General features: G+C 67.3%; 19 protein-coding genes and 1 riboswitch. Of the genes, 12 read left to right on the top strand and 7 right to left on the bottom strand.

The features are described from left to right. Position 1 precedes the first annotated feature (1 nt). Positions 2-775 (bottom strand): cation transporter, encoded by a 774-nt coding sequence (locus ASF34_RS08735; protein WP_056160584.1) that lies wholly within the window; start codon positions 773-775, stop codon positions 2-4. Positions 776-843: 68 nt separating this feature from the next. Between ASF34_RS08735 and ASF34_RS08730 the strand changes: the two genes are divergently transcribed. Next, the gene (locus tag ASF34_RS08730; protein WP_056160582.1) at positions 844-1290 is read left to right on the top strand and encodes a MerR family transcriptional regulator; all 447 of its coding nucleotides are present in this window, start codon (positions 844-846) and stop codon (positions 1288-1290) included. Positions 1291-1364: 74 nt separating this feature from the next. Then, on the top strand, positions 1365-1760 hold the full coding sequence (locus tag ASF34_RS08725; RefSeq protein ID WP_018045986.1) for a hypothetical protein: 396 nt from the start codon (positions 1365-1367) through the stop codon (positions 1758-1760). Positions 1761-2019: 259 nt separating this feature from the next. Here the strand turns inward: ASF34_RS08725 and ASF34_RS08720 are convergent, their stop codons facing one another. Next, the gene (locus ASF34_RS08720) at positions 2020-2241 is read right to left on the bottom strand and encodes a hypothetical protein (protein ID WP_018045985.1); all 222 of its coding nucleotides are present in this window, start codon (positions 2239-2241) and stop codon (positions 2020-2022) included. A gap of 395 nt (positions 2242-2636) precedes the next feature. Here ASF34_RS08720 and ASF34_RS08715 point away from each other — a divergent pair, with 395 nt between their 5' ends. From ASF34_RS08715 to ASF34_RS08680, 8 genes are all read left to right on the top strand, one after another. After that, positions 2637-2825: a hypothetical protein gene (locus tag ASF34_RS08715; protein WP_026176314.1), complete on the top strand. Its 189-nt coding sequence runs from the start codon at positions 2637-2639 to the stop codon at positions 2823-2825. Between the two features lie 687 nt (positions 2826-3512). Next, complete coding sequence (locus ASF34_RS08710) at positions 3513-4595, top strand: sulfate ABC transporter substrate-binding protein (protein WP_443136528.1); 1083 nt, start codon at positions 3513-3515, stop codon at positions 4593-4595. A gap of 316 nt (positions 4596-4911) precedes the next feature. Further along, on the top strand, positions 4912-5769 hold the full coding sequence (gene cysT, locus ASF34_RS08705) for a sulfate ABC transporter permease subunit CysT (RefSeq protein ID WP_026176312.1): 858 nt from the start codon (positions 4912-4914) through the stop codon (positions 5767-5769). After that, on the top strand, positions 5762-6643 hold the full coding sequence (gene cysW / locus ASF34_RS08700; RefSeq protein WP_056160580.1) for a sulfate ABC transporter permease subunit CysW: 882 nt from the start codon (positions 5762-5764) through the stop codon (positions 6641-6643). Before cysT ends, cysW begins: the two co-directional genes overlap by 8 nt. 4 nt (positions 6644-6647) lie before the next feature. After that, positions 6648-7694, top strand: a complete 1047-nt coding sequence (locus tag ASF34_RS08695) for a sulfate/molybdate ABC transporter ATP-binding protein (RefSeq protein ID WP_018045980.1) — start codon at positions 6648-6650, stop codon at positions 7692-7694. Positions 7695-7787: 93 nt separating this feature from the next. Continuing rightward, entirely contained in the window at positions 7788-8345 is a 558-nt protein-coding gene (locus ASF34_RS08690; protein ID WP_018045979.1) for a DUF4337 domain-containing protein, read from the top strand. A 70-nt stretch (positions 8346-8415) separates the two neighbouring features. After that, on the top strand, positions 8416-8922 hold the full coding sequence (locus ASF34_RS08685; protein WP_056160579.1) for a phosphate-starvation-inducible PsiE family protein: 507 nt from the start codon (positions 8416-8418) through the stop codon (positions 8920-8922). Positions 8923-9041: 119 nt separating this feature from the next. Further along, complete coding sequence (locus ASF34_RS08680) at positions 9042-10388, top strand: L-serine ammonia-lyase (RefSeq protein WP_018045977.1); 1347 nt, start codon at positions 9042-9044, stop codon at positions 10386-10388. Positions 10389-10496: 108 nt separating this feature from the next. Here ASF34_RS08680 and ASF34_RS08675 read toward each other — a convergent pair whose 3' ends face one another. Beyond that, positions 10497-10949 carry a BLUF domain-containing protein gene (locus ASF34_RS08675; protein WP_056143771.1) on the bottom strand — a complete coding sequence of 151 codons (453 nt, stop codon included), beginning with the start codon at positions 10947-10949 and terminating at the stop codon, positions 10497-10499. A 382-nt stretch (positions 10950-11331) separates the two neighbouring features. Beyond that, complete coding sequence (locus ASF34_RS08670; protein WP_056160576.1) at positions 11332-13662, bottom strand: Tex family protein; 2331 nt, start codon at positions 13660-13662, stop codon at positions 11332-11334. 211 nt (positions 13663-13873) lie between these two features. On the opposite strand from ASF34_RS08670, the gene ASF34_RS08665 reads away from it, so the two are divergent. Then, positions 13874-14986, top strand: a complete 1113-nt coding sequence (locus tag ASF34_RS08665) for a hypothetical protein (protein ID WP_056160574.1) — start codon at positions 13874-13876, stop codon at positions 14984-14986. Positions 14987-15037: 51 nt separating this feature from the next. Here ASF34_RS08665 and ASF34_RS08660 read toward each other — a convergent pair whose 3' ends face one another. Next, positions 15038-15676, bottom strand: coding sequence for a class I SAM-dependent DNA methyltransferase (locus ASF34_RS08660; RefSeq protein ID WP_056160573.1), 639 nt, complete (start codon positions 15674-15676; stop codon positions 15038-15040). A gap of 264 nt (positions 15677-15940) precedes the next feature. On the opposite strand from ASF34_RS08660, the gene ASF34_RS08655 reads away from it, so the two are divergent. After that, a complete protein-coding gene (locus ASF34_RS08655) occupies positions 15941-16498 on the top strand; it encodes a DUF1993 family protein (protein WP_056160571.1) in 558 nt (185 codons plus the stop codon). A gap of 46 nt (positions 16499-16544) precedes the next feature. Here ASF34_RS08655 and ASF34_RS08650 read toward each other — a convergent pair whose 3' ends face one another. Beyond that, a complete protein-coding gene (locus ASF34_RS08650; protein WP_056160568.1) occupies positions 16545-18695 on the bottom strand; it encodes a TonB-dependent receptor in 2151 nt (716 codons plus the stop codon). Positions 18696-18807: 112 nt separating this feature from the next. Beyond that, positions 18808-19009: riboswitch (cobalamin riboswitch) on the bottom strand. Positions 19010-19092: 83 nt separating this feature from the next. Beyond that, on the bottom strand, positions 19093-20196 hold the full coding sequence (locus tag ASF34_RS08645; protein ID WP_056160566.1) for a catalase family protein: 1104 nt from the start codon (positions 20194-20196) through the stop codon (positions 19093-19095). Positions 20197-20275 lie beyond the last annotated feature (79 nt).

Genomic DNA, 20275 nt, shown 5'->3' with positions numbered 1-20275 from the left:
CTCACTCAGCTGCCACCGCCCGCGCCTCCCGGCCTCCCTCCCGATACTCGCCCCAGGCCTGTTTCAGGATCTGGACCGAGGAGGTGAGGAAGATGCCGGCCATGAGGGCGGCGACCGCGAGGTCAGGCCAGGCCGACGTGGTGCCCCAGACGGCGAGCGCCGCGCCCATCACCACGATGTTGCCGATGGCGTCGTTGCGCGAGCACAGCCAGACGGAGCGGACATTGGCGTCGCCGTCCTTGTAGCGCATCAGCAGCAAGACCGAGGCGACATTGGCGGCGAGCGCCAGCAGGCCGATGCCGCCCATCCATTCCGCGCTCGGCACGCCGAGGACGAGGGTCTGGTAGATCGTCGAGCCGAAGACCCAGACCGCCATTAGGCTGAGGCTCACCCCCTTGGCCAGGGCCGCCAACGAGCGGGTGCGCAGGCTCGCGCCGATGACCGCGAGGCTGAGGCCGTAGGTGACGGTGTCGGCCAGGAAATCGAGGGCGTCCGCCTTCAGCGCCTGCGATCCGGCCGCCTGGCCCGCCGCCATCTCGGTGACGAACATCGCGCCGTTGAGGGCGATGACGAACCACAGCACCCGCTTGTAGCGCGGATCGACCCCGTCGAAGACCGGAACGCCGCCGCCGCAGCCGCAGGATTCCTCGTGCGCCGAGGCTGTCGGAGCCTGCGCCGCGACGGCATGGTGATGCCCGTCGCCGGGTGCATGAGCATGCGCGTGCGTGTGGATGTCGGGCTGGTTCTGGCTCGTGCCGCAGCAGGATTCGGCCATGGCTCTCTCCTCGTTTCGTCGTTAGACAGGAGCCTACAAGCTCTAGCGACTAGAGGATCAAGCGGAAAATGACGTTCTCGATCGGAATCCTGTCGCGCCGCGCCGGAGTGAAGGTGCCGACGATCCGCTATTATGAGCAGGTCGGGCTGATGCCCGCGCCCCCGCGCACCGACGGACAGCAGCGCCGCTACGGTGACGCCGAGGTGGCGCGGCTCAACTTCATCCGGCACGCGCGCGAGCTCGGCTTCGAGGTCGATGCGATTCGCGAACTTCTCGCCATGAGCGCGCAGCCGGAGGAATCCTGCGCCGAGGTGGACCGCCTGGCGCGGCGCCACCTGGCGGAGGTGGAGCAGCGCATCGCCCGGCTGGTCTCCTTGCGCACGGAATTGCAGCGCATGGTGACGGAATGCGGCCACGGGCGGGTGGGCGAGTGCCGGGTCATCCAGGTTCTGGCGGATCACGGCGAATGCGACCACGACCATGGCGGTGCGCGGCCGGGATTCGCCGAGGCGTAAACTTCGCCGCTCCGGCGGAGCCGAAGGGGCGGGCGGCGGGTTGTCCCGTCACAGCCCCCCGTTGAGGATGCCCCATGTTTCAGAGACCCCGTTCCTTCGCCGCCGTGCTGGCCGCCGGATTCGCCGCCAGCCTCGTGGCCGGCCCGGTCCTCGCTTCCCCGTGTTCGGAGGAGATCGCGCGCCTCGAAGCGAAGGTGAAGGAGGAGGCGACCGGCGCCATCTCAGCCTCGACCTCGGGCAAGGCGGCGGCCGGCGCGCGGGAAGGCCAGGGAGAGACCGGACAGGGAGGCAACGCCTCGACCCCGGCCGCTCCGCCGGAGAAATCCGCCGAGGCCGGCAAGGGCTCCGATGCGGCGATGCAGGCCAAGGTCGCCCTGGACGAGGCCCGCACCGCCGACGGCAAGGGCGACGCCCAGGCCTGCAACGCCGCGCTGGAGCGCGCCAAGAGCCAGCTCGCCACGGCTCCGTGAGCGCGGGCGCACCGGCCGGGGGAGCCCGGCACGGTGCTGTCGCCCGCACGATGGCCCGTTGCGCGATGGCGCGGCGGGTCGTGGGGATGTCCCGGCAAAGCGTGAAAAGAGAAGTTTCTTCTTTTGAGGCCGTCTCGGACATCCGCCCCGACCGGCGTCGTATCGGCACGGACGCGGACTGCGTGCCGGCTCGCCGTCCCTTGTCTTTCAGGCGGCGCGGGAAGGCCGCCGCCGTCGATGGAGGATCCTTCCGGGGGTCCTAGGCGGCGGCGCTGAGGGCGTGTTTGTTGCCCTGAATGCCGGCACACAGATCATCGATCTCCGCAAGATCTAGACTTTCACCTGAGTGGCTTGCAATTGCATCGATCAGGTGATCTTGCCGAGGATCGAAGGGATGGCCCTGAAGGCGATAAAATTGATAGTAACGCAATGCCGCCAATACGGTGTCGCGCTCTCGCACTGTGATGGTGATGGTCTGCATTCTTTGAAGATCTCCCCTTCGTGCAGTTTTTGCTCTCCGAACACTTGAATCCGACTCAGCGAGCGAGAGCGTTGTAACCCCGCTTCGGTGCAGCCGTCCACAGCCGGAAACCATTCGGTAACCCTGTCGGCGGGTCGGCCGAGGGGTCGGCCGGAGGCAACCCTTTGCAGGCGTGCCATTTCCTCCCGGAGGGACGGGCGGCGGATTTATTTCGCCCTGGAAATGTAAAATGTCATTGACAGGAAAGAGGAAAACTGGCGGCGCCCGGCAAAGCTCGGCCGCATGCGTCTTTCGCGGAATCGATAAAATTGTTCTTAACCAATCCGTGGGAGCCTTCTGGTCACGACCGACTCACTCACCCGTGAGAAAGTCGAGTATGAGCGGAGCCACCCCTCATGACCAAAATGCAGCCGGATGACGGGCAGGACGGTCGAGCACACCGGGCAAGACCGGTGGCGCTCTCCGCGAGCGTACGACGCCATCTCGGGCTGAACCTGCGCACCCATTATGCGGCTTCACTGGTCGAACCAGTGGGCGAGCGGATCGAAACGCTGCTGACGAAGCTCGGCCGCACGAAGGGCTGACTCGTCACGCCGGATGAGCGGGACGACACACGCCGTTCAGAATTGCGGTGCTATGGGTTCCGCCTACGCGCCGGACCTGCCCGGCCCGTCCGCAGCCAACCCGCGAAACCCGATCCCATGACCGTCCTCGTTCTCGTCGTCGCCGGAAACATCCTGCTCGCGACCCTGTTCTCCCTGGTCGCCCTCGCCTCCGACTGAACGGCCCTCGCGAGACGCTTCGGCGTTCCAGCCTGCCTCCACATCACGGCTCTCGACGTAGCGTGAGCCACCCAGCCCGGACGACCGGTCGCGGCATGCCGCAACCGGCGCTTCGTCGTGCCTCCATGGATCGGTCCGACGCCGTCCGGCCCCGCTCTCCGTTTCGCCGATTCGCCGGCCCAGCGGCCCTCGCGATCGGCCGGAACATGGCATGCGGATCGGCGCGTGATCCGGGGCGGAACGTCCTTTCTAAAGAACCAGCCTCCCTGAGCATCTTGTTCCAAATCGCCGGCAACGGAGAGATTTTCGTTCCCCATGCCGCCCAGAGTTCTTCAAGACCTCGTTTTTTGAAGGAGAATTACCTATCTAAGCTCAGTAACGCCAATCCGGCCAAGCTTGACATTGTTCTTTAAAAAGAACGAAACGTAGCATCACCGGGGCATCGGGACGGCAACGTTCCCGCGCCGCGACGTAGCCGGAGACAACCCTGTGAGCTCGACCATGTCCTCGACGCCCAACGCCCGCCGTCTCTCCCAGAGAAGGCGTATCCTCGCCCTGTGCGCCGGTTCGGTCGGCCTGGTCTCGGCGGGGCTCGGCTTCGCACTGTTCGCCGCCGGCAGCGCCCAGGCGCAGACCGAACTCCTCAACGTCTCCTACGATCCGACGCGTGAGCTCTATAAGGAGATCAACGCGGCCTTCATCGAGGAGTGGAAGGCCAAGACCGGCGAGACGGTCACCATTCGCGCGGCCCATGGCGGCTCGGGCTCGCAGGCCCGCACCGTCATCGACGGTATCCCCGCCGATGTGGTGACCCTGGGCATCCCCTCCGACATCGACGCGATCAGCCGCATCTCGAAGAAGATCCCGGCCGACTGGCGCACCAAGCTGCCCAACGAAGGCCTGCCCTATACCTCCACCGTGGTGTTCCTGGTGCGCAAGGGCAACCCGAAGGGCGTGAAGGACTGGGGCGACCTGGTGAAGCCGGACGTGAAGGTGATCACCCCGAACCCGAAGACCTCCGCCGGCGGGCGCTGGAACTTCCTCGCGGCCTGGGGCTACGCCTACGAGAAGGAAGGCAAGAACGCCGACAAGGCCAACGCCTTCGTCGGCCAGCTCTACAAGCAGGTGCCGGTGCTCGATACGGGCGCGCGCGGCTCCACCGTGACCTTCGCCCAGCGCGGTCTCGGCGACGTGCTGCCGACCTGGGAGAACGAGGCCTATCTCGTGTTCGACGAGTTCGGCCGCGACAAGTTCGACGTCGTGGTGCCGCCGACCTCGATCTACGCCGAGCCGCCGGTGGCCCTGGTCGACGCCAATGTGGACAAGAAGGGCACCCGCAAGCAGGCCGAGGCCTACCTGCAGTTCCTCTACACGGACAAGGCACAGGCCATCTTCGCCAAGCACCATTACCGTCCGATCAAGCGCGAGGCCGCCAAGCCCGAGCATCTCGCCCAGCTGCCCGAGCTGAAGCTCTTCAAGATTGAGGATCTTCAGGGCAACTGGGACGATATCCAGAAGAAGAACTTCGACAATGGCGGCCTGTTCGACCAGCTGAGCAAGCCGCCGCAGTAACGCGGACCTCCCCCGTCGCGGCTACGGGATTCCTACATCTGCGGCTGCAGGCAGAGCGCGTCCCTCTCCCCCTTGTGGGGAGAGGTCAGGAGTGGGGGTGGCGCCGCTTGCCTCCACAGCTTGAGGGTTGCCCGACCACCCCCACCTCCAACTCCTCCCCACAAGGGGGAGGAGGGCCGCGAAGCCCGCGACTTGTGTGATTCTTAGCCATCACGGGGAGGGTGCCACGGAGCGGAGGGCGACCTTGCGCCGGACACCGCACCCGCTTCCCGACCCGCCGATGCGTGAGCGAGGCGACCCACTTCAGGACCACCCCATGGCAGAGCCCCCTCTGCGTCCGAGACGACGCTTCCGTCAGCCCAGCGTGATTCCGGGCTTCGGCATCACCTTCGGCTACACCCTGACCTGCCTCGGCATCATCGTGCTGCTGCCGCTCGCCGCCCTCGTCGCCCGCGCCTCCGGCCTCGGCCTGTGGGGGATCTGGGAGGTGGCCACCGATCCGCGCGTCGCCAGCGCCCTGCGCGTGAGTTTCGGCGTGTCGCTCCTCGCCGCGCTCACCGCCTCGGTCTTCGGCTTCCTCATCGCCTGGGTGCTGACCCGCTACCGGTTCCCCGGCCGCAAGATCGTGGACGCGGTGGTGGACCTGCCCTTCGCCCTGCCCACCGCCGTCGCCGGCATCGCCCTGGCCTCCCTCTATGCGCCCAACGGTCTCGTCGGCGAGCAGCTCGCCAAGCTCGGGATCGAGGCCGCCTACACGCCGGTGGGCATCTACATCGCCATGGTCTTCATCGGCCTGCCCTTCGCCGTGCGGACGGTGCAGCCCCTCATCGAGGAAATCGACAAGGAGATCGAGGAGGCCTCGGCCACCCTCGGCGCCGATCGCTGGCACACCCTCATCAAGGTGGTGGTGCCGCCGCTGATCCCGGCGGTGCTCACGGGCTTCGCCCTCGCCTTCGCCCGCGGCGTCGGGGAATACGGCTCGATCATCTTCATCGCCGGCAACCTGCCCTACGTCTCCGAGATCGCGCCGCTCCTCATCGTCATCAAGCTCTCCGAGTTCGATTACGGGGGCGCCTGCGCCATCGCGACGATCATGCTCGGCATCTCGTTCGTGACGCTGCTGGCCATCAACCTGATCCAGGCCTGGAGCCGCAGGAGATTCGGATATGTCTAGCGCCCTCGCCACCACCCAGCCCCCCGCCCGCGCCGGGAGCGTGGTCACCGAAGGCCTCGCCGTCCGCGCGCTGCTGATCGGGATCGCGGTGGTCTTCCTCGCCCTGTTCCTGGTGCTGCCCCTGGTGACGGTGTTCATCCAGGCCTTCGCCAAGGGCTGGTCGGCCTATCTCGCCGCCTTCTCCGAAACGGATGCCCGCTCGGCGATCCGCCTCACCCTGCTGACCGCAGCCATCGCCGTGCCGTTCAACCTCGTCTTCGGCGTCATGGCCTCCTGGGCCATCGCCAAGTTCGAATTCCGCGGCAAGAACCTGCTCGTGACCCTCATCGACCTGCCGTTCTCGGTCTCGCCGGTGGTCTCGGGCCTGATCTACGTGCTCGTCTTCGGCGCTCAAGGGGTCCTCGGCCCGTGGCTGCTCGCGCACGACATCCAGATCATCTTCGCCGTTCCCGGCATCGTGCTCGCCACGATCTTCGTCACCTTCCCGTTCGTCGCCCGCCAGCTGATCCCGCTGATGCAGGAGCAGGGGACGGCGGAGGAGGAAGCCGCGCTGACCCTCGGCGCCTCCGGCTGGCACGCCTTCCGGACGGTGACGCTGCCCAACATCCGCTGGGGGCTGCTCTACAGCGTGCTCCTCTGCAACGCCCGGGCGATGGGTGAATTCGGCGCGGTGTCGGTGGTCTCGGGCCACATCCGCGGATTGACAAACACGCTGCCGCTCCACGTGGAGATCCTCTACAATGAGTACAACTTCGTTGCCTCTTTCGCCGTCGCTTCCCTCCTTGCCGGCCTCGCTCTTGTCACCCTCCTCGTCAAATCCCTTCTCGAATGGCGCTTCAGCGCCGAGATCGCAGCCGGCGCACGGGGCCACTGACCCGGTGGGATCGTCCACGGCGATCCGGGTCGAGGGGCTGTCGAAGACCTTCGACACCGCGGCGGTGCTGCACGACCTCTCCCTCGACGTGCGGGCGGGCGAGCTGCTGGCGCTGCTCGGCCCTTCGGGCTCGGGCAAGACCACGCTGCTGCGCATCATCGCCGGGCTCGATTTTCCCGATCGCGGGCGGATCATCTTCGGCGCCGACGATGCCACCCGCGTTCCGGTGCAGGAGCGCGCCGTCGGCTTCGTGTTCCAGCACTATGCCCTGTTCAAGCATATGAGCGTGGCCGAGAACATCGCCTACGGCCTCAACGCCCGCAAGCGCGCGGACCGGCCGGCCAAGGCCGAGATCAAGCGCCGGGTCGGCGATCTCCTCGACCTCATCAAGCTCTCGGGCTTCGCCGACCGCTACCCGTCGCAGCTCTCCGGCGGCCAGCGCCAGCGCATCGCGCTGGCGCGCGCTCTGGCCGTGGAGCCCCGCGTGCTGCTGCTGGACGAGCCCTTCGGCGCCCTCGACGCCCAGGTGAGGAAGGACCTGCGCCGCTGGCTGCGCGAGATCCACGACCGCACCGGCCAGACCACGATCTTCGTGACCCACGACCAGGACGAGGCGCTAGAACTCTCGGACCGCGTCGCCGTCCTGTCCAAGGGCCGCCTCGAACAGATCGGAACCCCGGACGAAGTCCAGGAAAACCCGGTCTCCTCCACCGTGCTGAAGTTCCTCGGCGACACGATCGAGGTGGAGGCCATCGCCCAGGGGAGCGAGGTCCGCGTCAACGGTCGCCTCACCCCGGTGAAGGCACCGCCCGGCCTCGTCGGCCCGGTCAAGCTCTATGCGAGGCCGTGGCAGCTGCAATTCGCCGAGCCCGACCAGGCCCATCTCGAAGGCCATGTCCGCTCCTCCTATCGCAGCCAGGGCCGCCAGCGGATCGAGGTGGACCGCTCCGAGGGCAAGACCGTGGTGGTGGAGGCCTCCGACACCCACCGCCTCGCCGCCGGCCGCAAGGTCGGCCTGACGATCAATGCCGGCTACGTCTTCAAGGATTGACGGGGCGGCAGCGGCACCGCGGAGGAAACGGTTGCGCTTCCTCCGCGGATCGGCTGTGACTCCCGCCGTCGAAATCGAGAGGGAGCATCCGGCATGTCGGGTCATGGAGCCATCGAAGGCTCGAACAAGAAGGTCGCGCTGCTGATCTCGGTGCTGGCGCTGTTCCTGGCGCTGGCCGAGACCCTGGCCAAGGGTGCGCAGACGGAAGCGCTCAGCGCCAATGTCGAATCCTCCAACCAATGGGCCTATTACCAGGCCCGCACCATCCGCGGCACCATCCTCAAGACCGCCGACGAGACCCTCGCCCTGATCCCGCCGGAGACGGCCAACGCACCGGCCATCGCGGCCAAGCGCGCCGAATGGGCCAAGACCATGGCCCGCTGGGAATCCGACCCCGCCACCGGCGACGGGCGCAAGGAACTGCAGGAGAAGGCGCGGGCCTCGCAGGAGCACCGCGACCTCGCGCTCCATCGCTACCACCATTACGAGTTCGGCTCGGCCGCCTTCCAGATCGGCATCGTGCTCGCCTCGGCCCAGGTCATCACCGGCATCGCCGCGCTGACGCTGGCGGGCGGGTTCCTGGGCCTTGCCGGCCTCGTGATGCTGGGCTTCGGCCTCTACGCGCCGCACGTTCTGCCGTTCTTCCACTGACGCACGAATCCCGGCACCGAGCCTGGACTCTCGCCTCCTTCGCGACAGTTGAAGGAAAGGGAGGCGAGACATGGCGCAAGACAGCGAGCAGGAAGGCCGGCTGACCCGGATCTCGGCCTTCGTCTTCCTTCACACCGAACACGCCGTCTATGCCGCCCTCGGCCTGCTCCTCGCCGGGACGGCGATCCTGGCGCTCATCGACGCGACGGGCCTGCTTTTCGGAGCGATTCGCCATCTCGGGGGTTCGGGCGAACTCCTCAAGATCGTCGACAGCCTGCTGTTCCTGCTGATGCTGGTGGAGATCCTGCACACGGTGCGGGTCTCGATGCGCTCGGGGCGGCTCACCTGCGAGCCCTTCCTCATCGTCGGGCTGATCGCCTCGATCCGGCGCGTCCTCGTCATCACCCTGCAATCCTCCGAGGTGATGCACGCGCCGATGACGGCCGAGCGCGAGGCGCTGTTCCGCGCCTCCATGATCGAACTCGGGGTGCTGTCCGGGCTCATCCTCACCATGGTGATCTCGATCTTCCTGCTGCACCGCGCCCGCGACGACAACGAGGTGGCCGGCAAGGAATGATCCCGCCGTCTTGGAACTGGCTTCGCACTTGCGAAGACGAGGCCCGATCTTCAGATCAGGCCGATGAGACGAGCGGTCGCGACGCCGCGCGCTGTTGCGGATGAGACGGACCGGGACCGATGATCAGCGCCTTCGACCTGTTCAAGATCGGGATCGGCCCGTCGAGTTCGCACACGGTGGGGCCGATGGTGGCGGCCTTCGATTTCCGCGAGCGGACGCGGCGGCGTCCCGGCCTCGCCCGCATCCGCGCCGAGATCTTCGGCTCCCTCGCCTGGACCGGGCGCGGGCACGGGACCGATGTCGCCATCCTCCTCGGCCTCCTCGGCCATAGCCCCTCCGCCATCGACCCCGACCGGGTGGACGAGTACGTGGCCGAGGCGAAGAGGACGGGCCGGCTCGGCCTCGGCGGCCCGGCCTTCGCCCTCGAGAGCGATCTCGTCTTCAACTTCACCGAGGTCCTGCCGGTGCACACCAACGGCATGCGCTTCCGCGCCCTCGACAGTCAGGGCACGGTCCTCGACACGGTCACCTGCTATTCCATCGGCGGCGGCTTCGTCGTCGGCGAGGAGGAGGTCCGCGCGGGCGAGGCGGTGGAGTTTCCGCTGCCCTATGCCAGCGCCGCCGATCTCCTGGCCACGTGCCTGCGCACCGGCTTCTCCATCGCCCAGGTCCAGCGCGCCAACGAGGGCGCGAGCCGCAGCCGCGAGGCCATCGACGAGGGGTTGGACGCCATCCGCGACGCGATGTTCGCCTGTATCGACCGGGGGCTTCGCCAGACCGGCGAACTGCCCGGCGGCCTCAAGGTGCGGCGGCGGGCCAAGAAGCTGTTCGAGGACCTGGAAGCCAACCGCCACCTCAACGCCCGGCCGGCCCACGAGATCATGGACTGGATCAGCCTGTTCGCCCTCGCGGTGAACGAGGAGAACGCCGCCGGCGGCCGGGTGGTGACCGCCCCCACCAACGGCGCCGCCGGGATCGTCCCGGCCGTCCTGCGCTACGCCCGCGACTTCTGCCCCGGCTGGTCGGACGAGCGCGGCCGCGAATTCCTGCTGGTGGCCGCCGCCATCGGAGGTCTCATCAAGAGCCGCGCCTCGATCTCCGGCGCGGAGGTCGGCTGCCAGGGGGAGGTCGGCTCGGCGGCGGCCATGGCGGCGGCGGGTCTGGCCGCGCTGCTCGGCGGCTCGACCCTGCAGATCGAGAACGCCGCCGAGATCGCCATGGAGCACCATCTGGGCATGACCTGCGACCCGATCGGCGGCCTCGTCCAGATCCCCTGCATCGAGCGCAACGCCTTCGGGGCCAACAAGGCGGTGGTGGCCGCCTCCCTGGCTTTGCGCGGCGACGGCATCCACCGGGTCAGCCTCGACGAGGTCATCGAGACCATGCGCCAGACCGGCCACGACATGCAGGCGAAGTACAAGGAGACCTCGCTCGGCGGCCTCGCGGTGAACGTGGCGGCGTGTTGAGCCGCCGATCCCGTCTCGGCCGTCACGGCCGGTTCTGCAGATCATCCAGACGGTGACGAGCAAAACCCATGGCCGTCCGTGCACTCTGCGAACCCTCGGGTGCCGGGGCTAGCTGGCGAGACGCTGCGCCTGACGCTTGGCCGCATCGAAGGCCTGAAGATCGAGGGCGAGATTGATGACGTGAGCGCTCTTCAGGCGTGTCGGCTCGATCGCGCTTCCGATACCGTGCTGCAGGTAGACTTCTTCCACCTCCGGCGTTCGCATCGCGCCGCCCATGGTCCAGTTGGGGAAGGAGCGGCTCTGAACATTGCGCGCATCCATGATGGTTGCGGTGGCGTGGCGCGGGTCGCGTGCAATCCGAGTATAGGTGGCACTCACCTGGGCTTGCTCACCCTCCAGAATCTGGATGAACCACGTCTTGTCGAAAATGAGGAAGCCGGTGATTCCGTCTCTGCTATTATTGCGCTGAGAAGCGGAAACGATGTCCCGCAAATTCGTGAGCATTGCGCGGTCGTTACCCTGCACGACGTTACGGCTATAATAGACGAGTTGGTGAATCATCGTCGATTTTCACTTCCGTTAAAAAGCGAAGTGTAAGAAAATGATCGTCCCTTACACTCGTGCAGCCCACCAACGCCGCACGAACGATATCGGCCTTGACCCGATTGTCTTGTTTGATCGCTAAGTTAATCAAATCCGAATACGCAACGATAAGCAGCTCTTGGAATCCTCTTCACCGCTCGGGCCAGCGACAGGCGGAGGTCTTTACGCGACGTGCCGGATGCCGGGAAACGGTCCCAGCGAAACATTTGGCATGAACGGCGCGATGACCGCTCACCGTCCAGCCGAGAGCCCGATCACGGGATTCAGAGCCTATGCCTGGGTCCGGATCGCGCCCGAGGTACCCGAAATCGTCTCCTGGGAGAGGAGACGCACGCCGCCGTCAGCGGCGTCCCCGGTCCTTGCCCTCCGCCGCCCGGCGCAGGGCCTCGGCCATGGCCCCGTCGGGGGCCGGGCCGCGTGGCGCCGGGGCCGGCGCGGGTCTCTGCTGGGGGCGTGAGGAAGAGCGCTCCTCCTGTCGCCCCGGTCGCGGCGCGCCCGCTTCCTCCGAGCGCATGCTGAGCGCGATGCGCTTGCGGTTGGCATCCACCTCGACGACGCGCACCTGGACCACGTCGCCGGGCTTCACCACCTCGCGGGGGTCCTTCACGAACCGGTCGGCCAGGACCGAGATGTGGACGAGACCGTCCTGGTGGACGCCGATATCCACGAAGGCACCGAAGGCGGCGACATTGGTCACGACACCTTCGAGGCGCATGCCGGGTTTGAGGTCCGAGATCTTCTCCACCCCGTCCTGGAAGGTCGCGGTCTTGAAGGCCGGGCGCGGGTCGCGGCCGGGCTTTTCCAATTCCGACAGAATGTCGGTGACCGTGGGCAGGCCGAAGGTCTCGTCGGTGAAGCGCTTCGGGTCGAGGCTCTTCAGGACGGGGCCGTTGCCGATGACGACCTGGATGGGCTGCCCGGCGGCGGCGAGGATGCGGCGCACCACCGGATAGGCCTCCGGATGCACGCCCGACGCATCGAGGGGATCGTCGCCGTCGCGGATGCGCAGGAAGCCGGCGGCGAGCTCGTAGGCCTTGGGGCCGAGGCCGGCGACCTTCTTGAGGCTGGCGCGGGTGCGGAACGGCCCCTTCTCGTCCCGCGTCGTCACGATGTTGGCCGCCACCCGCTCGGAGAGGCCGGAGACGCGGGCGAGCAGGGGCGCGGAGGCGATGTTCACGTCGACGCCGACGCCGTTCACGCAATCCTCCACCACCGCATCGAGGGCCTTGGAGAGCTGACCCTCGCCGAGATCGTGCTGGTACTGCCCGACGCCGATGGCCTTCGGCTCGATCTTCACCAGTTCGGCGAGCGGGTCCTGCAGGCGCCGGGCGATGGAGACCGCCCCGCGCAGGGTCACGTCGAGGCCCGGCAATTCGGCGCTGGCATAGGCGGAGGCCGAATAGACCGAGGCGCCGGCCTCCGACACCATCACCTTGGTGAGCTTCATCTCCGGCTGCTTGGCGATGAGTTCGGCAGCGAGCTTGTCGGTCTCCCGCGAGGCGGTGCCGTTGCCGATGGCGATGAGCTCGACCTTATGGGCGCGGCAGAGTTTGGCCAGCGCGACGAGGGCGCCGTTCCAGTCGCGGCGCGGCTCGTGCGGGTAAATCACGTCGGTGGCCGCGACCTTGCCGGTGGCATCCACCACCGCGACCTTCACCCCGGTCCGGAACCCCGGATCGAGGCCGAGGGTCGGCCGGGCACCGGCGGGGGCGGCGAGCAGCAGGTCACGCAGGTTGCCGGCAAAGACGCTCACCGCGCCGGTCTCGGCCACCTGTTTCAAGCGTCCGCGCAGGTCGGTGTCGAGGGCGGGTTTCAGCTTGGTGCGCCAGGTCCGGCGCACGGTCTCCATCAGGAAACGGTCCCCCGGCCGGCCGTGATCGCCGATGCGGAAGGCGCGGGCGATGCGCAGTTCCTGCCAGGTGGGCACGCCCTTCTCGGCCACGTCGCCGGGGGCATCGGTGATGTCGAGGTCGAGGATGTCCTCCTTCTCGCCCCGGTACAAAGCCAGGATGCGGTGCGAGGGCAGGCGCGTGAGCGGTTCGGAGAAATCGAAATAGTCGGCGAACTTCTCGCCCGCCGCCTCCTTGCCCTTCTTGACGGTGGAGGTCATCCGGCCGCGCTGCCAGACCGTGTCGCGCAAGCTTCCCACCAGTTCCGGGTCTTCGCCGAACCGCTCGATCAGGATGGTGCGCGCGCCCTCCAGCGCGGCCTCGACATCGGCGACGCCCTTGCCCGCATCGACGAAGGCGGCGGCGGCCTGTTCCGGTGCGCGCTCGGGATGGGCGAGCAGCGCCTCGGCCAGGGGGCCGAGCCCGGCCTCGCGGGCGGCCTGCGCCTTGGTGCGGCGCTTCACCTTGAACGGCAGGTAGAGGTCTTCGAGACGCGCCTTGGTGTCGGCGGCGAGGATGCGCGCCTTCAAGGCCGGGTCGAGCTTGCCCTGCCCGTCGATGCTGTCGAGGATGGCGGCGCGGCGCGCCTCCAGGTCGCGCAGATAGGCGAGGCGCTCCTCCAGATCGCGAAGCTGGGAATCGTCGAGGCCGCCGGTGACCTCCTTGCGGTAGCGCGCGATGAACGGCACCGTCGACCCGCCATCGAGAAGCTCGACGGCCGCAGCGACCTGCCGCTCGGCGACCTTGAGCTCCGCCGCGATGGTTGCAGTGATGGCGGCCATGGATTCCTCGCGCGCGTGAAGGGGCCGCGGTGTCTACAGGCCGGGCCGGAGAGCGGTCAAACCGGAGGGGTGATCCGGTGGATTCTCGAAGGCCGATCCTCGTGACAAATGCCGCGTGTCGATACCGATCGGTCAGGTGCGGTCGATGGACAAAGGCCCCGGCCCGGCGGAGACTTACTTCAACAAAAAACGGGTTTGGGAGAGAAATGCCATGAGGCTCAGGCTTGCTCTGGCCGCGCTCGTCGTCGCCTTCGCGGGGGCGGCCTCGGCGGAACCCCCGACCTTCCAGGTCGATCCGGCCTGGCCGAAGCCGCTGCCGAACGACTGGATCATGGGTCAGGCCTCCGGCGTCGCGGTGGATGCCGAGGACCGGATCTGGGTGGTGCAGCGCCCGCGCTCCCTCACCGATGACGAGAAGGCCGCCAGCCTCACGCCGCCGCGCACCAAATGCTGCCACCCCGCTCCGCCCGTGCTCGTCTTCGATCAGGCGGGCACCCTCGTCAGGTCATGGGGCGGGCCGGGCGAAGGCTATGACTGGCCGCAGAACGAGCACGGCATCCATATCGACCACAAGGGCTTCGTCTGGCTCGCCGGCAACGGCGAGCAGGACGGTCTGATCCTGAAATTCACGCCGGAGGGCAAATTCGTCCTGCAGATCGGCAAGCAGGGTCCCCAGACCAACAGCCTCGACACCACCCGCCTTGGCCGCCCCGCCGCCATGCAGGTGGACCCGGAGACCAACGAACTCTTCGTGGCCGACGGCTATTACAACCACCGGGTCATCGTGTTCGATGCCGAGACCGGGGCGTTCAAGCGGATGTGGGGCGCCTACGGCAAGCCGCCCACCGACGAAGCCCTTCCCGCCTACGACCCGGCCGCCGCGCCGGCCCAGCAATTCCGCAACCCGGTCCATTGCGTCCAGATCGCCCGCGACGGGCTGGTCTATGTCTGCGACCGGGCCAATGACCGGGTCCAGGTGTTCCGCCGCGACGGCAGCTTCGTGAAGGAGTTCTTCGTGGAGACAAACACCCGCGCCAACGGCTCGGTCTGGGAACTGGCGCTCTGGCCCGACCCCGACCAGACCTACCTCCTCAACGCGGACGGCGCCAACAACGAGGTCCGCACCCTCAAGCGCGACACCGGCGAAGTGCTCGGCACCTTCGGCCGCAACGGCCGCATGGCCGGCGACTTCCACTGGGTCCACAACCTCGCCGTGGACAGCAAGGGCAACGTGTTCACCACGGAGGTGGACACGGGCAAGCGCGCGCAGAAGTTCTTGTTCCGGGGGGAGATGGTGGTGCGGAAGCGGGCCGTGGGGCCATGACGCCGAATCCGACATAAAGGCGGGGGCGAACCCGTCTCTTCTGGGTGAGCCCTAACAACCAGCATTCGGCACCTTTTGAGCCAGCCAGATCGTTGCTCCGCCGCAGGTCGGATCGTTTTCGACATGCTTGAGCACCTTAAAGCCGTTGGCTTGCAACAGATGGCGATACTCGGCCGCGTCGAGACTGGCATGATACAGCGGTCGCCCCTCGAAAAGGCCCATAACTTCACCTTGTGCGGGACCGGAGGTGAAAAGCAGGGTCGCGTCAGGATGGCCAAGGCGGCCGAAGGTTTCGAACATCGGCCGCTGGTCGTCGGCTTTCAGGTGGAAGAGGCTGTGCCAAGCGACGAGCCCATGGAATCGCGGCAGCGGCGGCAAGGCGCGCATGTCGGCCGTGAGCCATGTCTGATCAGGAAAGTGCTCGCTCGCGATGTCGATCAATGCCGTGGCACCGTCCACCCCGGTGAGACGACAGTCTTTCTCGATCAGATAGCCCGCAATCGGTTGGCCGGCACCACAGCCGATATCCAGAACGTCACGTCCGTTCCGCGGCATAGCCGTGAGGAACGCATCCAGCCATGATCGTTCGAGATGGTCGTTTCCACGCCGTTTGATCCAGGCGGTAGCGTGCTCCTGATAGAGCTCCACCACCGAGTCGGCCGCGCTCCGAATCTCCGACGCCTCACCCATTGCACCCCATCATCGGTCTCATCCTCCCCCGGAACCGTTCCTCCACGGTCAGGCGCAAGGACATCGACAGCCGGAGCAGCGTTCTCACGACGGAGGTGGACATGGGAAGACGCGCAGATGTTCTTCTTATGGGAGAGTTGGTGGTACGCAAGCGGGCTGTAGGGCCGCAGAGGTCGGAGTGGGAAGAAGTGGGCTTTGATTCATAGTGTTTGCTCTCTCGGAAATAGGATAAGCCCGAAATTAGCCGTCACCGCGAGACTAATTATGTCGCTGACTAACCTTCTGGTACCGACCTATAGGAACATGCTGCAGACGCTGGCCGAGCTGCTGGACAAGGCGGAGCATCAGAGGGTGGATCAGGCCGATGGTCTGCTTTCGGCGCGTCTGGCACAGGACATGTATCCGTTGGCGTCACAAGTATGCTTTGCCGCCTACCAAGCCCAGGAGGCGACGTTCCGCCTTCGTGGTGAGGACATTCCCCCATCGCTCGCCGCCGTGGCAGCCGAAGGGCGCAATGCCGGCGAGGTGCCCGGATCAATGGCGGATGCACGGGCTCGTATCGCCGACGCATTGGCGCATCTGGACGGCTTCCCGGACGATGCTCTCGATGCCGGAGCGACCCTGCAGATCGCGATCGAGCTTCCGGGCAACATCACGTTCGATATGAGCGGCGAACAATACGCTCGGGATTGGGCTCTGCCTCAGTTCTACTTCCACGTCATCACCGCCTACGCCATCTTGCGACATCACGGCATCGCGCTCGGCAAAGCCGACTATGTGCCTCACATGTTCGCGTATCTCCGGCCCGGATCGCTGCCATGAGCATGACCGGAGAGCGGCTTGGCTGCCCGCAACCCGCTCCCATTCCTCAAAACCGCCCCGCCACCGTCAACCGCACGGCCATCGGCTCCACTGGATGCAGATGCGTGTCCGCCACCCCGCCCGCCGGCTCTCCCCGCAGCCGCGACTCGTAAAAATAGTCGATCTGGCTCGCCTTGACGTTGAGCAGGTTGAGGATGTCGAGCTGCACCGTGACGCCGTTGTCGAAATTGTAGCCGATGCGGCCGTTCACCAGGGTGGTGGGCTTCGAGCGGACGGAATTGTCCTCGATGAGCGGGCGTGGGCCGAAATAGCGAAGCCGTAGCGTACCGAACCAGCCCAGCGACTCGCCCAGCGTAAAGCCGGCGGCCGCGATGGCGGTGGGGGCGGCGGGGATGCGGCTCCCCGCAGGGTCGCGGTCGGCAAAGCGCGCATGGGTGACGGTGAGGTCGGCATCGAGCGCGAGCCAGGGCGTCACCGCGTAGTGGTTGGTCCACTCGATGCCGGTGCGCCGGCTCGGGCGGCTCGGCTCGGTGGTGCCGGCATCACCCACGAACAGGTTTTCGGAGTCGAAATCGAGCTGGAACAGAGTCACCGTCGATTCGAGGCCGGCGATGGAACGGTTGCGGAGGCCCACTTCCGAGCCCACCGAGCGCACCAGCAGGGGCACCCGGTCGAGGGGGAACAGGGGATTGCCCGGATCGACCGTGATGGTCGCGCCCCGGGCGTCGTTGGAATGGAAGCCCTCGCCGTAATTCACGAACAGCTCGGTCCCGATCCAGGGGCCGAACACGACGCCGAGCTTGGGGCTGACGATGCCGTCCCGCGCATGGCCCGAATTCAACGGATTGTTCGATCTCACGGTGGCGTCGTAGGCGTCGGCGCGCAGGCCGACGCTGGTGCGCAGCCAGTCGGTCCAGCGCAGGCGGTTCTCAAAGTAGAGGGCGGCGCTGCCCTCCTGCACGCGGTCGTCGCGCACGGTGGAGAGGGAGGTGCGCGCCCGCGTGTTGAACAGGCCCACATGGATGTCGTCGAACCGCGCCTGCACGCCGATCTCGTTCTCCATGGCGAGACCGAACAGCTCACCCTTGAACACCCTGGCGATCTCGCCGCCGGCGACGGTGCGGCTGTCGAGCTGGCGGAACTGGTCGCCGTTGACCGGATCGTTGAGGAAATAGGTGAAGTTGTTGAACAGGTTGAGGTTCGAGCGGAGGACATAGGCGCTGGCGCGGGTGACCCCGCCGTCGTCCGACCGGCTCCAGCGGCCCGACAGGGAGAAGCGGCTCGCATCGCCCCCATCGCTGGGGTCGAGGGTGCCGAAGCGGCCGATCAGGCCTTCCGAGATGGCCCGCTGCGGAATCTGGTTCGTCGCCGTCCAGCGGTTGGAATAGGCCATGCCGGTGAGGGAGAACCCGTCGAGGGCGGTGCCCTGGCTGTAGCGGAGGACGCCGTTGAGCTTTCGGATGTCGTCCGGCACCACCCAGGGGCCGTCATAGACCTGAGCCTCGCCGGCGGCGAGGAGCGTTCCCTCCCCGAGGGGTGCGGAGGCGATGGTGAGCGCCCGCTTGTAGCCGAAGCTGCCGATGGATGTGAGCGCGAGAGGGCGGGGCACCGCGTCGATCGTGTCGATCCGCACCGAGCCGGCGGAGGCGAAATCCCCGTCGCGGGCGAAATACGGCCCCTTGTGGAACTCCACCGCGCCGACGAGCTCGGGAATGAGGAAGTTGATGTCGGCATAGCCCTGGCCGTGGCCATGGGTGCGCATGTTGGCGGGCATGCCGTCGATGGTGATGGCGATGTCGCTGCCGTGGTCGAGGTTGAAGCCGCGCAGGAAGTACTGGTTGGCTTTTCCCTCGCCGGAATGCTGCGTGACGATGAGGCCGGGCACGGCTTCCAGTACCTCGCCGGGGCGGGTGACCGGCCGGTCGTTGAGGGCCTTGCCGGTGATGACGCCGGAACTCGACGTCAGCGCGGGAGCGGACAGGGCGCCGAACGCTTCGGCCCCGCCGGTTCCGCCCGTGGCCCCGCCGAGGCCGGGACCGGCAGCGGGGGGCGGACGCAGGTCGGCGGCCACGGAAAGTTCGTCGAGGGTCGCCTCGGCGGTGGTCGCCGCGCCGGACTGGGCGAGGACCGGTGACGCGGATGTCAGCAGCGCGAGGACGAGGAGGGGATGGAGAGCGCGTGGAGGATGGGCGGACACGGGCGAAACCTCGGGCGACGGCAGTGGCACGTCACCGCGAACGAAGCCGATGCGTTCGCGACATGCGAACGCCCCGACACCCCACCAAGACACCCCGCCCGATGCGTTTCGCGTGTGACCACGACTGACGGCAGGTCTCCTGGCTCGCGGGTCACCGCCCTCTCATCGTCTTCCCAGATACCGGAGCATCCAGTGACGTGTTGATGATGGGCTCGCCGCTTACAGTTGCGGGGGCAGCCGCGGCTTCGGATGCAAGATCCTCACCGCGTTCCCTTTTGATCCTCCGGAGAGGAACCGTCATCGTCAGGCTAGGTCGGCCGCGCCGGGAGGGTCAATGGCGAGATGTTCCCGCATCGACCATCGCCGCCGCCCTGTCGCATCACGGCAACGTCCGGCATCACTCCGGGAGTGAGTCGAGGTTCCTCGGCTCCTCGATGCGGCGGCCGTTTGTCTCGGCCCGGAAGCGCTTGCCCATCTCGTAGGCCGATTTGCGCATGCGCATGATGCCGCCCAGCGGCCGGTGCGCAGCCAGCCCGTGCCACGGGCTGAACGACAGGCCGTCATCGACGAAAGCCGCGCGGGCCTCGCTCCAGCTCGTCTGCGGAGCGGCGGTGAGGGTGGCGATGGTGCGGTAGGGGCTCGCTGCCTCCGACCAGACCACGGAGGCGTCCTCCACCGGCATGTCGTCGAGGTTCAGGCAGAGCTGCGCCCGCAACTCCCAGGTGCCGCCATGGGTGCGGACATGCTCCAGCACCGCCTCGCGGATCGCGTTGGGGGCGCTCGTGTCGTCCAGCGGCTTGTCGGTGAGCGCCGTCAGGTCCGGCGAGACCGGGACGAGCGCGATCTTGGCGATGTGATCGCCGAAGCGCAGCGGAACCTGGCTGTAGAAGCTGTCGCCCAGGATATGCGTCTCGGGCTGTCCGCCCAGCGTCGCCAGGGCCGGGCTCGGCGAACCGGTGGCCGCCACGACCGCGCTCTGCACGCCGCGCAACGCCGCCGAGGCGACCTTCTTGAGCCCCTCCGCCCGATCCGTGGTTTTGGCGAGGAGCTTCAGGGTCGCCAGGAACTGCTTCGGTCCGGGTGCGGAGAAGGCCGGGCCGTTGACGAGCACGAAATCCTGCGTGGCATCCCCTTCCGAGCCTTCGAGACGCTCGCCCTCGACACCGACGATCTTGATCGCCACCCCGCGCGGGGTGGAGACGCTGTCGTCCAGGATGTCGCCCGGAATGGTCGAGAAGCGCATCACCACGGGGTAGCGCCCCGGCTTCGCGAACAGGCCCTGCGCCAGTTCGGGGGATAGGCCGGGCGCCACCTCCAACTCGGCCCTCAAGGCGCCATGCGCCTTGGCGTGGACGCTGCGGATGGCATGACCGCCATGGGCGAGGGTCGTCTCGCTGATGGAGCGCATGGTCTCGTTCAGGGACCGGCTGGTCTCGGCCTCGTCGGCGTCAGGGGTCTCGACGGCGGGCGTGTAGCGCAGGTAGGGGGACTCGATCGCCAAGGGTGCTGCTCCGGGGGATGGCGGATGCCGCGCCCCGAGGCGCTTCGATGGCCTTGAGGGAACCGGGCGGCTCCGCAAC

It is taken from the genome of Methylobacterium sp. Leaf106 (assembly GCF_001422895.1).
Lineage (GTDB): Bacteria > Pseudomonadota > Alphaproteobacteria > Rhizobiales > Beijerinckiaceae > Methylobacterium > Methylobacterium bullatum.
The sequence above is the reverse complement of the archived record's forward strand: the minus strand, read 5'-3'. Positions and strand labels throughout refer to the sequence as shown.